12 protein-coding genes are annotated in these 14,615 nt (G+C 56.6%); 9 read left to right on the top strand and 3 right to left on the bottom strand.

The genetic code is table 11. From position 1 onward, the window contains the following. From metG to VLV32_08215, 7 genes are all read left to right on the top strand, one after another. A partial coding sequence (metG, locus tag VLV32_08185; protein HUL41866.1) for a methionine--tRNA ligase subunit beta occupies nucleotides 1-1,219 on the top strand: 1,219 nt, incomplete at its 5' end. After that, the gene (gene hyfB / locus VLV32_08190) at nucleotides 1,216-3,255 is read left to right on the top strand and encodes a hydrogenase 4 subunit B (GenBank protein HUL41867.1); all 2,040 of its coding nucleotides are present in this window, start codon (nucleotides 1,216-1,218) and stop codon (nucleotides 3,253-3,255) included. The genes metG and hyfB, both read left to right, overlap by 4 nt. Beyond that, nucleotides 3,252-4,202, top strand: a complete 951-nt coding sequence (locus tag VLV32_08195) for an NADH-quinone oxidoreductase subunit H (GenBank protein HUL41868.1) — start codon at nucleotides 3,252-3,254, stop codon at nucleotides 4,200-4,202. Before hyfB ends, VLV32_08195 begins: the two co-directional genes overlap by 4 nt. Continuing rightward, the gene (locus VLV32_08200; GenBank protein HUL41869.1) at nucleotides 4,199-4,861 is read left to right on the top strand and encodes a formate hydrogenlyase; all 663 of its coding nucleotides are present in this window, start codon (nucleotides 4,199-4,201) and stop codon (nucleotides 4,859-4,861) included. The genes VLV32_08195 and VLV32_08200 overlap by 4 nt, the downstream gene beginning before the upstream one ends. Nucleotide 4,862: 1 nt before the next feature. Beyond that, entirely contained in the window at nucleotides 4,863-6,311 is a 1,449-nt protein-coding gene (locus tag VLV32_08205) for a hydrogenase 4 subunit F (protein ID HUL41870.1), read from the top strand. A 4-nt stretch (nucleotides 6,312-6,315) separates the two neighbouring features. Further along, nucleotides 6,316-7,872 (top strand): NADH-quinone oxidoreductase subunit C, encoded by a 1,557-nt coding sequence (locus tag VLV32_08210; GenBank protein ID HUL41871.1) that lies wholly within the window; start codon nucleotides 6,316-6,318, stop codon nucleotides 7,870-7,872. A gap of 2 nt (nucleotides 7,873-7,874) precedes the next feature. Next, nucleotides 7,875-8,381: an NADH-quinone oxidoreductase subunit B family protein gene (locus VLV32_08215; protein HUL41872.1), complete on the top strand. Its 507-nt coding sequence runs from the start codon at nucleotides 7,875-7,877 to the stop codon at nucleotides 8,379-8,381. 162 nt (nucleotides 8,382-8,543) lie between these two features. Here the strand turns inward: VLV32_08215 and VLV32_08220 are convergent, their stop codons facing one another. Continuing rightward, on the bottom strand, nucleotides 8,544-9,050 hold the full coding sequence (locus VLV32_08220) for a GFA family protein (GenBank protein HUL41873.1): 507 nt from the start codon (nucleotides 9,048-9,050) through the stop codon (nucleotides 8,544-8,546). Between the two features lie 189 nt (nucleotides 9,051-9,239). Continuing rightward, the gene (locus VLV32_08225) at nucleotides 9,240-9,824 is read right to left on the bottom strand and encodes a superoxide dismutase (GenBank protein HUL41874.1); all 585 of its coding nucleotides are present in this window, start codon (nucleotides 9,822-9,824) and stop codon (nucleotides 9,240-9,242) included. A gap of 653 nt (nucleotides 9,825-10,477) precedes the next feature. Between VLV32_08225 and VLV32_08230 the strand changes: the two genes are divergently transcribed. Next, nucleotides 10,478-11,701 carry an AI-2E family transporter gene (locus VLV32_08230; protein HUL41875.1) on the top strand — a complete coding sequence of 408 codons (1,224 nt, stop codon included), beginning with the start codon at nucleotides 10,478-10,480 and terminating at the stop codon, nucleotides 11,699-11,701. Nucleotides 11,702-11,705: 4 nt separating this feature from the next. Further along, nucleotides 11,706-11,975: an acylphosphatase gene (locus VLV32_08235; GenBank protein HUL41876.1), complete on the top strand. Its 270-nt coding sequence runs from the start codon at nucleotides 11,706-11,708 to the stop codon at nucleotides 11,973-11,975. Nucleotide 11,976: 1 nt separating this feature from the next. On the opposite strand, the gene dnaE is transcribed toward VLV32_08235, so the two are convergent. Next, the coding region (gene dnaE, locus VLV32_08240; protein HUL41877.1) for a DNA polymerase III subunit alpha at nucleotides 11,977-14,615 on the bottom strand (2,639 nt) is incomplete at its 5' end.

A 14,615-nucleotide genomic window follows, 5' to 3' on the forward strand; every position in this document is an offset into this window, starting at 1 on the left:
TGCGATGCTTAAATATTCCGGCTACCGCACGCCCACCAAAATTTTCGCCCATGGTTTCCTTACCGTGAACGGCGAGAAGATGTCCAAATCGCGCGGCACCTTTATCACCGCGGAGAGTTACCTTAAGCAGGGTCTCAATCCCGAGTGGCTGCGCTACTACTACGCGACGAAACTGAATGGAACGATGGAAGACATTGATCTCAATCTCGAGGATTTCGTAGCGAGAGTGAACAGCGATTTGGTAGGAAAATACATCAACATTGCAGCTCGGACTGCAGGATTTATCACTAAACAGTTTGGCGGTTTATTGTCGAGCGATCCACTCACTGAAGACATGGAACTTTGGCATTTCACCTCAAAAATAGCGAAAACTCATCCCCAGCAGGGGCGTGAAATCAGTGTCATTCGTGAGTATGGGAAAGCATTCGCAACGACTATTCGAGACGAATATGACAAGCGAGATTACAGCAAAGCAGCTCGTGCAGTAATGCATGTCGCAGACAAAGCTAACGAGTTCATCGATAAATGGAAGCCGTGGGAAATTGCGAGGGATCCGAATAGAAAGGATGATCTGCAATGGGTCTGTTCTGTCGGTCTTGAACTATTTCGGCTTCTAACCCTTTACCTCAAGCCGGTATTACCAACCCTTGCCGAACAAGCTGAAGTTTTCTTGAATGTTAAACCTCTCGCATGGTGCGATGTGAATAGTTCACTACCGCCTAACCACAAAATTAATTCTTACGAACATCTCATGACTCGCCTCGACACAAAGCAGATTACTGCACTCGTTGAAGCCAACAGGGAAAGTTTGCAACCAACAGCACAGGCTCATTCGCCGCAACGCCACGCACAACACCAGGAGAAGGCCGTGGAAACCCGCACGACATCAAGTACCATCACCATTGACGACTTCAACAAGATTGATCTGCGCATTGCACGCATTGTCAACGCCGAGCACGTAGACGGTGCGGAGAAATTAATCAAGCTCACGCTGGACGTGGGGGACGGCCAAACCCGCACCGTCTTTGCCGGAATCAAATCGGTCTACGAGCCCGAAAAACTCAAGGGCCGACTCACGGTAACGGTAGCGAATCTCGCTCCGCGCAAAATGAAATTCGGCGTGTCCGAAGGCATGGTGCTCGCGGCATCGGGCGACGCACCGGGCATCTATCTGCTTGCACCCGATTCCGGCGCCCAGCCAGGGATGAAGGTGAAGTGATCTCTTTGGAAGTTAGCGCCTCACCGCTTACAGGCTCGCTCCTCGCCGCAGTTTCCTGGCTTGCCATTTCGGGTCTGGCCCTGATCCCCGCTGCGAATGCTTTTATCGCCAGGCGGCTCGCGTTTCCGCTTGGCGCGCTGGTGGGCCTTGCGCTTGCCGCCTTTGGCCTTCAGGCAATATGGTTGTCCCCAGATCAGATGACTCTGCCGCTCGGTCTGCCGGACCTGCCGTTTCATCTGCGCGTCGATCCATTGGCCGGATTCTTTCTGATGTTGCTCGGCTCGGTTTCAGCGGGCATTTCAGTCTACGCCGCCGGTTATTTCCGCAGCGAGACCGTACAGCGGCTCACGCTTATCGCTCTGCAATACCACGTGTTCCTCGCCAGCATGGCTTTCGTTATCCTGGCCGACGATGCGTATTTGTTCATGGTCGCTTGGGAAACGATGGCGCTGTCTTCGTACTTCCTTGTCACAACCGACCACAAACTGCCGGCGATCCGGAGCGCGGGCTTTCTTTACTTGCTGATTGCGCACTTGGGCGCGATAGCCATCCTGCTTTGCTTCGGCGTGATGCATGGCGGCCATGGCGACTACACGTTCGATGCGTTGCGAGCGGCGCACCTCCAGCCGTTTTGGGCAACTGTTGCGTTTTTGCTGGCGTTCTTCGGCTTCGGCGCAAAAGCGGGCATGATTCCGCTCCACGCCTGGCTCCCAGAGGCACATCCTGCCGCGCCCTCCCCGGTCTCGGCGCTGATGAGCGGCATTATGCTCAAGACCGCAATCTACGGCATGGTGCGAGTGATTTACGATCTCATCGGCGGCGTGCGTTGGGAATGGGGGATCCTGGTGCTGATTATCGGCGCCGGTACCATGCTGTTTGGCGTGCTCTACGCACTCATGCAGCATGACTTGAAGCGCCTGCTCGCGTATCACTCGGTCGAGAACATCGGCATCATCCTGCTTGGACTTGGCATGTCGATGGTGTTTATTGGCTTCGGTCACCCCGTGGCGGGCGCGCTCGGCCTTATCGCCGCGCTTTACCATGCGCTCAACCACGCGGTATTCAAGGGATTGTTGTTCCTGGGCGCGGGCTCGATCCTGCACGCTACAGGGCTACGCAATCTAAACGACATGGGCGGGCTGATCCGCACCATGCCCAAGGTCGCTTTTTACTTTCTCATCGGCGCCCTGGCCATTTCGGCGTTGCCGCCTTTGAACGGCTTTGTCTCAGAATGGCTCACCTTTCAGACCGCGCTCCAGGTTCCCATTCTGCAAAACAGCGTAGTCAGAAGCCTTGTACCGCTGTTTGCCGCAACGCTGGCACTGGCTGGCGCGCTAACCGCAATGTGTTTTGTGAAGGTGTACGGGATTGCTTTCCTCGGCCAACCGCGGGAGGCAAAACATCCGGCGCACTCGCCAGTCACGGGCCGCGGCGGCGACGCAGGCGAAATGGAACGCTTCGGCATGGCTTGGCTCGCAGCCAGCTGCCTCGTGCTGGGTCTGTTTCCAAGTTCATTCCTGCTGATGCTTAACCGCATCTGCGCGCACCTGACCGGCCACGGCCTTTCCGATCAAGCGCTGGAGTCCAGCTGGCTCTGGCTCGTTCCCACATCGAGCGTGCAGGCAAGCTATGCGCCTATTATTTTTCTCCTTGTGATTGTTGCCGTGACACTGCTCACCTTTTTGCTGGTGCGCCGCTTCTACCACGGCAGGGTGCGCTTTTCCAACCCCTGGGACTGTGGTTTTCCCGAGCAGACGTCGCGCATGCAGGACACTGCCGACGCATTTGGCCAGCCGATCAGGCATGTGTTCGGTCCGGTTTACCTCATGCAGCGCCACATGCCCGATCCGGACGATCCCGCGCCGAGGTTTTCGCTCAAGATCGAAGATCGGCACTGGTATTGGCTTTATCTGCCGGTAGCGAGGCTTGCAGAATATGTTTCATCGAAAATCGCTCTGTTGCAGCAGGGCAAGATCAGCATCTACCTGCTCTACAGCTTTTTCACACTGATTGCGCTGCTGGTATTTGTGCGATGACTCATTTACCCGGAATCGCCTTCCAGATTCTGCAATCCCTGTTCGTGGTTCTTGCCGCACCGCTGCTCGTAGGCTGGTTGAACCAATGCCGGGCCTGGCTGCAGAACCGGTCGGCGCCGAGCATCCTGCTGCCGTACTACACATTGGCGAAGCTTTTTCATAAGGATGCGGTCATTGCACACAACGCGTCGCCGCTGTTTCGCACAACACCCTATATTTTATTCGGCTGCATGTGGCTCGCTGCGGGAATTGTGCCGGTACTCGCAACCGATTTGCCGTTTGCGCCGGCGGCTGACATCATCGCCTTGGTGGGCGTGTTCGCCCTTGCCCGAGTATTCTCGGCTTTGGCTGCAATGGATATTGGAACGTCGTTCGGCGGTTTGGGCGCACGACGCGAAATGCTGATCGGCTTTTTAGCCGAGCCCGCAATGTTGATGACGCTGTTCACCGCCGCCTTTATTTCCGGCTCGACTCAGCTCACAACCATTGTCGAAACGCTTGCACATCGCGAATTCGTGATCTACCCCAGCCTCGCCTTCGCGGCAGCCGCCTTCCTCATGGTACTGCTGGCGGAAAACGCCCGCATCCCAATCGACAATCCAGCCACGCACCTTGAGCTCACCATGATTCATGAAGCGACGATCCTCGAGTACTCGGCGCGCCATTTGGCGCTGATCGAGTGGGCCACCGCAATCAAGCTGTTTGCATACATGACTATAGGCATCGCTCTATTTCTGCCGTGGGGCATCGCCGAGGCTGGAGACTGGAAGGCGCTGCCGCTTGCTTTCGCTGTACTCGCGGTAAAGCTGTTCTTCGCCGGCGCGGGGCTCGCACTGATTGAGACTGTGCTCGCCAAATTGCGGCTATTCCTCGCTCCCGAGTTTCTGTCTACAGCATTTCTGCTCGCGGTGCTGGGGATGCTGACTCACTTCCTGGTCCGCGCATGAACCCGTCCCTGGCAAGCCAGGCCGTGAATCTGCTAGCCGCGCTTCTGCTGTTGATCGCATTCGCCATGCTTTCGCAGCGGCGCATTCTGACCCTGATCCGCCTATTCGCGTGGCAGGGCGCAGCGCTCGCAATCTCGACATTAATCGTCGCCTACTCGACCGGCCAGACCCATCTGTACTTCTCAGCTGCGCTCACGGTTCTGTTGAAAGTCGCAATGATCCCCTGGGTGCTGCACCGCCTGATCGACCGGCTTAACGTACGCTGGGACGTGGAGACCCTGATCAACATACCGACTACGATGCTGATCGGCATTGGGCTGGTAATCTTTGCGTTTGCGCTGGCAGCGCCAATTTCGCAAATGGCGAACGCGTTTACCAAGTCGACGCTGGGCATTGCGCTAGCGAGCGTGCTGCTGTCCTTTCTCATGATGATCGTGCGGCGTAAAGCGGTGCCGCAGGTGATCGGGTTTCTGGCAATGGAGAACGGCCTGTTTTTCGCCGCCACCAGCGCCACTTACGGCATGCCGCTGGTTGTAGAACTTGGCGTCGCGCTGGACGTCCTGGTTGGTACATTCATTTTCGGCATTTTCTTCTTCCATATTCGCGAGCAATTCGACAGCCTCGACATTCGGCATATGGAAAAGCTGAAGGAGGACTGAGGTGGAGATCACGCTGGTTCTCGGCATTCCGCTCCTGGGCGGCCTGCTGCTCGCGCTGGTGGGCCACAGACGCTGGGCTCCGGAACTGAACTCCGCGATGAGTTTGTTGACCTTCGGAGCTGCAGCATTGCTTACCGGGCGCGTCATCGCCGGCGGCCCGATGATGGCAATGGGCGAGCAGTTCTTCGTCGATTCGTTCAACGTTTTCCTGGTCGCGTTGACCGCCTTCGTCGCCTTTACCACATCGTTGTTCTCGCGCCGTTACATGCGCATCGAGGAACACCACGAAAGAGTGAACTCGCATCGACTGCGCCTCTATCACAGCATGTACCAGTTGTTCTCGTTCACTATGGTGCTGTGCCTGCTTGCCAACAACGTCGGCATCCTGTGGGTGGCGTTGGAGGGTGCAACCCTTTCGACGGTGTTGCTGGTGAGCCTGTACCGCACACCGGCGAGCCTGGAAGCGGCGTGGAAGTACTTTATCCTGTGCAGTGTCGGCATTGCGCAAGCGCTCTTCGGCACCATCCTGCTTTACTTCGCCGCTGAAAAAGTGCTCGGGCCCGGCGGCACCTCGCTTCTGTGGACACACCTGTACGAAGTTCGACATCAACTCGAGCCTACCGTGCTTTCACTGGCCTTTGTGTTTCTATTAGTGGGTTTCGGGACTAAAGTCGGGCTGGTTCCGCTTCATAACTGGCTCCCCGATGCGCACGCCGAGGGTCCAACGCCGGTTTCGGCGGTGCTGTCTGGCCTTTTGCTAAACGTAGCTCTTTATGCCGTGGTGCGGAGCAAAGTTCTGGTAGACGGCGCGCTCGGGCGTAATTTTTCCGGTGGCCTTCTGATGGGATTCGGGCTGTTGTCGGTCGTGGTAGCGGCGTTTTTCCTTTCGCGGCAAAAAGACATCAAGCGCATGTTCGCCTATTCGTCGATTGAGCACATGGGTATCATGACTTTCGCCTTCGGCATGGGAGGGCCGGTCGCGGCATTTGCTGGCCTGCTGCACATGACGGTGCACTCGCTCACTAAAAGCGCAATTTTCTTCACTGTTGGGCACGCCTCGCAGAGCACCGGCACTCAGATCATGGACCAGATCCGCGGTCTGATCGTGCAGAGCCCGACCATCGGCTGGGGCCTCGCAGTTGGAAGTCTGGCCATCCTCGGCATGCCGCCCTTCGGCGTATTCACCAGCGAATTTATGATGTTGACCACTGCGATGCACGAGCACTCTTGGGCCACGCCGTTCCTGCTAATCGCGCTTGGCGTCGCGTTCGCTGCGATCTTCGGCAAAGTGCAACCGATGGTCTTCGGCGAGACCACTGCGCACCGCCTGCCACATCCGCCGGCGCTTATCCCCGTGTTCGTACACCTGGCGATCGTGTTGATGCTCGGTCTGTACATCCCGCCCTACCTCGTTGCATGGTATCGCCAGGCAGCGGCGCTGATAGGCTGAAAGGATGACCATGCGCCTGGCGGAATTTCCATTGGATGTCCAAGTACTCCCGGGGGCTATGCCGGCTTTCCGCGCATCGATCGATGCAAGCGAACTGCGCGGCCTGTGCCAAGAAGCGCGGTCACAAAAATTTCCGCTGATAGCGCTCTGGGGTAGCGACGAAACCCAGCAAGGCGGTGGGTACGCATTGCATCTTGCTCTCGCGCTTCCTTCTGGACTGCTGTGGCTCACCGTGCCTCTCGCGCGCGAGCATCCGCGCTATCCCGGCATTGCCGACGTCTACCCGAGCGCCGACCGCATGCAACGCGCCGCCTACGATCTTGTCGGCATACACGCCCAGGACAATCCCGACCGCCGCAAGTGGCTGCGCCACGGCGCCTGGCCCGGAGGCGTGTTCCCGTTGCGCAGCGATTTCAGCATCGCCACCCATTTCCCTGCCGCCGAAGACCACTATCCGTTCGTAAAAGTTGACGGCGAAGGGGTGCACGAAATTCCGGTCGGTCCGGTACATGCCGGCACGATCGAACCCGGGCACTTTCGATTTTCCATTGTCGGGGAAAAAATTCTGCGTCTTGAGGAGCGGCTTGGATATAAGCACAAGGGAATCGAGAAGCGTTTTGAGACCATGACGCTTGAAGAAGGCGCCAAACTCGCCGGGCGAATCAGCGGCGATTCGACCGTCGCCTACGCCTGGGCCTACGCCATGGCTGTCGAAAGCATCGTGGGAGGAATCGAGCTGCCGCGCCGGGCGCACGCACTGCGTGGCATCCTGCTCGAATTGGAACGCATCGCCAACCATCTTGGAGATCTCGGTTACCTGGGTAACGACGTGGGGCTCTCCTTCGGTTTTTTCCAGTTTTGGCGCCTTAAGGAAGATTTGTTACGCCTCAACGCGCAGTTATTCGGTCACCGCTATTTGATGGACGCTATCGTGCCCGGTGGAGTTGCCAAGGACCTGTTGCAAAGTGAAGCAGATTTGCTTCTAGATCAGCTGCAAAAAATCCAAAAGCAGGTTACCACGCTCAAGTCCATCTATGACGAACATGCGGGCGCACAGGACCGGTTTATCATGACTGGGCGGTTACCCCCGGAACTCGCGGAAAAAATAGGCCTGACCGGATTCGCCGGGCGTTCCAGCGGCAACCGGCGCGACCTCCGCGTAAATTATTCAATTTCACCCTATCGGGAGCTCGGTGTGCAACTGGTGTCGCACACGCGGGGCGATGTTGCCGCTCGCGTCTCGGTGCGGTTTGACGAACTGGCCGAATCAATACGGCTGATCCAAATGCTGCTGCGGCAGCTTCCTTCCGGTGGTACTCGAATTGCGCTTGCCAACGCGGCCCACGGAACAGCCGGCATAGGCTGGGTGGAAGGCTGGCGCGGTGAAATATTCATTGCTCTGGAAGCAGGCGAAAACAACCGAGTACGCCGCTGTCATGCGCATGATCCTTCATGGCAAAACTGGCCGGCATTACAGTACGCGGTAATCGGCAACATCGTTCCCGATTTCCCGCTGATCAATAAATCCTTCAACTTGAGTTATAGCGGGCACGACCTGTAAGCATGTACCAGCTTCTAAAACAGATTGCTCAAACCGGTATCAAGACCGAAGCGGCTCCGACGGCGGATGAGGCGCTGCGCATCTTGCCGCAGCGCCTGCAAGAGGGAATTTTAAGGTATCTTGGACGAGCGTTAGCCATCCGCCACGTGGATGCGGGTTCGTGCAACGGTTGCGAACTCGAAATCCACGCCACCAACAGTCCCTACTACAATCTGGAGCGGCTGGGCATCCGCTTCGTGGCCAGCCCCCGCCATGCGGACCTGCTGCTTGTTACGGGTCCAGTATCGCGCCACATGGAGACCGCATTGAAGCGCACCTATGAGGCTACCCCGGATCCCAAGCTGGTGGTTGCAATCGGTGATTGCGGCTGCAGTGGCGGGATCTTCGGCGAAAATTACGCAAGCTGCGGCAGCGTGGCAAACGTAATCCCTGTGGACGTTGCCGTACCGGGCTGTCCTCCTACGCCGCTCGCCATTATGCAAGGCATCCTCACCGCGATCAGCAAATGATACGGCACGCAGGTCGTCACGATCGAGTTTGTGCAATGGAACTCTAATTCATTTCTGCTGCAGGACAATTACTGACATTGGGCAAGCGACCGCAGCCGTCAGTGAATAAAAAACGCGCGCCATCGCGGTAGTCGGCTTGATTAACAGGTTCGCGATCTGCTGTTACTTGGTTGGAAGCGCGTCATACGATGGCAAATCAGCTGCCTGTTTGTACCATGCCGCTTTTGACGCGAAGAATATATTCTGGGACGGCTCTATCCCCGGGTGTTTATCCAGGGTTCCCGCTGGAACAACAACCACCTTTTGATTCTTGCTTTTCCATGGCAATGAAGAGCCACAACTCTTGCAAAATGCGGTGGAAAAATATTTGGTTTGTTCGGGTGCGTAAACACCCACAAATTCCTTTCCTTTTGTCCATGAGAACTGCTCCGGCGAAACAAATAAGTTTGCAGAATGCGCACTACCGGTAAATTTGCGGCACCGCGAGCAGTGACAATATTGAAAAATTCCCATGTTCCCGGTAAGTTCAAACTGAACTTGCCCGCACAGGCAACTTCCAGTGGCACGTTCGTCCGGCATCTTTTTCCTCCTGCTCGTCGAGGTGGCGGATCCAAGCGCCGACGGCGGCAAAGTAATGTTCGGCAGAAGGAAGCCTATCACGTCTGCCATCGGGCGTCCGCATAAATGACGGGCGCGGATTACGGTATTGAAAATTAGCCGGTCAGTTCGTTCCCGGGATCTGAAAGAAAGGGCTTGAGGCACTCGGTATTCGAACGTCGCGTAACGCGCTCGTTGGTGTCTCCACTACACGCGTAACGCGACGGATTCGAATGCAAACTGAATTGAATGTGCCCGCGATCAGCCGGCGTTTTGCAAAGCAAACTCCCAGTTGATCAGCTTGTCGAGCACGCCGTTTACGTAATCGGCGCGGCGATTCTGATAGTCCAAGTAATAAGCGTGTTCCCACACATCTATTACAAGTAGTGGCTTCATGCCGGATGTCAATGGAACCTCGGCATTCGCGGTCTTTACAACCCTGAGTTTATCGCCGTCACGAACAAGCCATGCCCAGCCACTTCCGAATTGTGAAACGGCTGCGTTGGCAAGCTCCTTCTTGCAGGTGTCCAGGCCGCCGAAGGATGCCTCGATTTTCTGCTTCAGTGCGGCCGGCGGTTCGCCGCCTCCTTTAGGTCTCATGCTTTTCCAATAGAACGTGTGGTTCCATGCTTGCGCGGCGTTGTTGAAGACTGCGGCTCTTTCTGCCCGTCCGGCGGTGGCAGTAATAATCTTCTCCAGTGGCAGGTCGGCATACTCGGTTCCCGCAACAAGCTTGTTCAGGTTGTCCACATAGCCTTTGTGATGTTTCCCATAATGAAAACCAATTGTCCTGGCCGTTATCGCCGGTTCCAACGCGTTTTCGGCGTAAGGCAGGCGCGCCAACATATGCGGCGCCGTTTTTTGCGCAGGTCTTGATAAACTATCCGTCGAAAGTTCTGCCGCGGCGCCCGCGGCAGCTATACGAGAATCGCCGCGGCCCATTTCTGTCGAGGAATTGCTGGTATTTCGTTCGTTCATATCGGCCTCCGTTTGGTCGGTGTGGATCGATAAAGTAATCAATTAGGACCCGGCTCGCTGCAGTCACGCGAAAAGGAGTCGGTCCCCTTGAGCGCTTGGTTAGGCGACGGCATTGCCATACGAAGTAACAAATTGAGGTTGTCTGGTAAAGCAAGCGCACCACCTGCGAGTTTTCCAAGAATTGTCGCTGATGCGGAGCATTTGACAATCACTACAGGTTTGAGCAACCTCGGTTCCGGCTCCAACGGTCTCGCGTCTCGCCCTCGCCCGGCCAAAGCTATAGTTTTGACTGGGTCCTGCCGCATACGTTCAATCTTTTTTAAGGCGGGCGTTACGTGATTCCATAGCACGAAATAAATGAGGGATGGCAATGGTCTCGCTAGTTGTGATTTAAGTTTCCGCTATGTTCGTTGGGCTCTTATGCCGGCTACGTAACTCCGATCGCAAGTGACCGAGGTGGACAGTGGCAAACTGCGCTGCATGCAGTTTTGCAGTTTCCACAACCGCCGTTGCGCCTTGTCATGTATCCAAAGCACTCATATGCCCCTGGATATTTGCTTAGCGGCACCGGCGCTTACTTCTCCGAATCGCGTGCAAAATACCCATGCCCGGTACTTTACAGTCGGCCGCCGCCACCCTACAGCGCAGGGTATACTCACGCTACGCAGCAGATACTGCGCAATGCAAAACATCCCATGATGGATTTCCTGCAACGGAACTCTCGTTTCATTGCCGCCGCAGCGTTGATATTGCTCGGCGTATGGATTGTGCATGACTTTCTCGCAGCGCTCGCCTGGGCAGTGGTGATCGCCATCGCAAGTTGGCCGCTATACCAGCGCTTCGTGCAAAAATTGCCTGTGCCCTACCGTCGGCGCTGGGGTTCCATGTTATTTACTAGTTTGGTCGCCGTGGCGCTACTGATTCCACTAACTTATGCTGTAATCCAAGCTGGGCATGAAGCCAGTCTAGTGTTAAAAGTGCTGCATCGCGCCCAGCAATTCGGCCTGCCCGCACCGCAGTGGCTTGGAAAACTTCCGTTCGCGGGGGACTGGCTGGTTTCGTGGTGGAGCGGCAATCTCTCCGATCCGCATGCACTCGCCGGGCTGCTGCTTCAAGCGAATTCGGGGGTTTCTTTGGAATGGGCGAAAATTTTCGGCCGACAGATCGTGCACCGCGTGGCAATCCTGGGTTTAACCCTAATTACTCTCTATTTTCTTTACCGCGATGGCACAGTATTGGGGCAGCAGCTGGTTGAGATGGTGCGCCGTGCTGTCGGGGAGAGCGGCCAGCGTTATATCGCGAATATGGCCCGCGCCGTGAGAGCCACGGTCAACGGACTCGTCATGGTGGGTCTCGCCGAAGGCGTTCTTCTCTGGATCGGCTATGCGCTTGCCGGGCTGGAGCACGCAGCGCTTCTCGGCGCCTTGACGGCTTTGCTCGCAATGATCCCTTTCGCCGCGTTGTTAATTTTTGGCGGAGCATCCATTGCGCTTTTGGTTCAGGGAAATATTCTCGCGGCTGCGTTTTTATTCTGTTTCGGAGCGCTGGTATTATTTGTTTTCGATCATTTCGTAAGACCCGCCCTCATCAGCGGCGGCGCACGATTGCCTTTCTTGTGGGTATTGCTGGGCATTTTGGGCGGGCTGGAAAACCTGGGTTTGCTGGGATTGTTCGTCGGCCCGGCGCTCATGGCAGCGCTGATTTCGCTGTGGCGCGACCGCACGGCGGCATTGGCTGCACAATAGGAAGATGGTCAAGCGTTTGCGCATTTATGGCCGGGTACAAGGCGTGTGTTTCCGCGAAACCATGCGCCGGCAGTCGGAGACGCTCGGAGTTACCGGCTGGGTGCGCAATCGCTTCGATTCCAGCGTGGAAGCCGTAGTGCAGGGAACACCGGAAGCATTGCGAGCCATCATCGATTGGGCTTATCGCGGGCCGGAATCGGCGCAGGTCGAGCGTGTTGAAATTGAGGAAGGTGAAGGAAATTTTACGCGCTTCGAAGTGTTGCGCACGCGCTGAGTCAGAAGATTAGCTCTACGTTCTCGGGAGCCAGCCATTCGCACAAATCGCGCAGCAAATTTTCATCGAGACTGACCCGCCATTCTTCACCCAATTGCACGTCACATTCCGCGTGCGCGTTGTGATAACGTACTGCGACCGGGCACAGCCCTTTCCGGTAGGGTCCGAGCAGGGTCCGCAGCCGGGCCGCACTTGCTTCGCCGTTGAGGCTGAGACGCATCGCCCGCGCGAACCGGTTGCGCGCCGCGGTCAAATCATACAGTCTTTCGGCGGAGACTCGTAGACCTCCAGAATAGTCATCCTGGCCGACCTTGCCTTCGACAATCAGCAGTTGGTCTTCTTTCAGCAGTTCGCGGTTCGCTTCGAATAGTTCATTGAATACCACTGTTTCAACTTGACTGGTGCCGTCATCCAGCACCACGATCGCCATCCTTCCGCGGCGCGTCTGCTGAATGCGCACGCTGTGGATGATGCCGGCAAGCAGAAGCGCCTGCTGCTGCGGCGCGAGTTCGCTCAAACCTGCCTTCACAAACCCCTGCAGGCTCTTCCGGTAGCCGGCAAACGGGTGGCCGCTGAAATAAAAGCCCAGTGCCATCTTTTCGTTTTGCAGTCGCACCGGCTCAGGCCATTGCGGCGCATCCAACAGAGCAACGTGCCGCGCAGCGCTCTCGTCAAGCTCGCTGAACAAGCTTACCTGATTGATCGAACGCTGCGCCTGCTCGGCGTTTTCCATTGCGATACCCACTGATGCGAGCAAGCTTTCGCGTCGCGGGGAGAGTGAATCGAATGCGCCGGCACGTATCAGAGATTCGATCGCACGGCGATTGACGACGCGTTTGTCGATGCGCCGACAAAAGTCAAACAAGTCGACAAAGGGCCCTTGCGCATCACGCGCGCGCGCAATCGCGTTGATCGCCGCTTCACCCGTGCCTTTGACCGCCCCCAGGCCGTAGCGGATTTGGGCGTCACCGACCGGCACGAAACGATATTCACTCAAGTTGATATCGGGCGGCAGCACCTCAAGGCGGTTCGCGAGACAATCCTGGTAGAAAATCTGCACCTTGTCCGTGTCGGCCATTTCCGCCGAGAGCGTGGCGGCCATGAAAGCTGCAGGATAATGCGCCTTGAGGTAAGCGGTCTGATAAGCCACCATCGCATACGCCGCCGAGTGCGACTTGTTAAAACCGTATTCCGCGAATTTCTCCATCAGCCCGAAAAGCTGCTCCGCCTGCCGGCTCCTGACCCCGTGCTTGACTGCTCCCAGGATAAAAATACTCCGGTGTTTGGCCATTTCCTCCGGTTTCTTTTTGCCCATCGCGCGACGCAGCAAGTCGGCCGAGCCCAGGCTATAGCCTCCCAGCACCTGCGCAATCTGCATGACTTGTTCTTGGTAGACGATAACGCCGTAGGTGGGTTTCAGCACCGGCTCGAGCTCGGGGTGAAAATATTCCGGTTTTTCCACGCCGTGCTTGCGCTTTATGAAATCGTCTACCATTCCTGATTGCAGCGGCCCGGGTCGGTTCAGAGCCATTAATGCGATCAAGTCATCAAAACAATCCGCTTTCAGACGGCGCTCTAGATCCTTGGCGCTTTTTGATTCCGACTGGAACACTGCGGTGGTGTTACCTGACGCAAATATTTCGTATGTGGCTTTGTCGTCGAGCGGCAAATTGTCGAGCGTAAAATCCTTGAATTCCGGCTTCAGGCTGCGCAAATAGCGCACTGCCCAATCCAGCACCGTCAGCGTGGTGAGGCCGAGAAAATCAAATTTGATGAGCCCGATTTGCTCGACGTCGTCTTTGTCAAATTGACTTATAATCGCGTCCGCTCCGGGCGCGACGTAAATCGGACAATAATCGGTGAGTTTGCCCGGCGCAATCAGTACGCCTCCGGCGTGCATGCCGACGTTGCGGGTCAGGCCTTCGACGCGCTCGGCGAGCGCAAGAAGTTCGCGGACCTCTTCTTCTTTCTGCTCTCTTTCTTTGAGTTGCGGTTCCATGGCGCGTGCCATTTGCAGAGTGACGGTTTTTCCCGGCTGCACCGGAATGAGTTTCGCCACCTGATCACAGAAGTTATATGGCAGATCCAAAACCCGCCCGACATCGCGCACCGCGGCTTTGGCCGCCATGGTGCCAAATGTGGCAATCTGTGAAACGCTATCTTCGCCAAATTTATGCTTTACGTATTCGATCACCTTTTCGCGGCCGTCCTGGCAGAAGTCCACGTCAAAATCGGGCATGGACACCCGTTCCGGGTTGAGGAAGCGCTCAAACAGGAGATCGTAGCGCAGCGGATCGAGATCGGTGATACCGAGCGCGTAGGCGACCAGAGAACCGGCTCCGGATCCGCGTCCGGGACCGACGGGCACGCCGTTCTGCTTGGCCCAGTTAATGAAGTCCGCGACGATCAGAAAATAGCCGGAATAGCCCATTTGTACGATGGTGCGCGTTTCAAAATCAAGCCGCTTCCGGTAAACCGGCATTTGCTCGGCTTGCCGCGCGGCGTCTGGATAAACCGTGTCAAGCCGCCGCTTAAGCCCCGCCAGCGCACGCTCGCACAAATACTGGTCGAGGCTAAGATTATTCGGCGTGGGAAATTGCGGCAGCCGGCTCGTTCCCAGCTCCATTTGCAAATTGCAGC

It is taken from the genome of Burkholderiales bacterium (assembly GCA_035518095.1).
GTDB lineage: Bacteria > Pseudomonadota > Gammaproteobacteria > Burkholderiales > JAHFRG01 > JAHFRG01.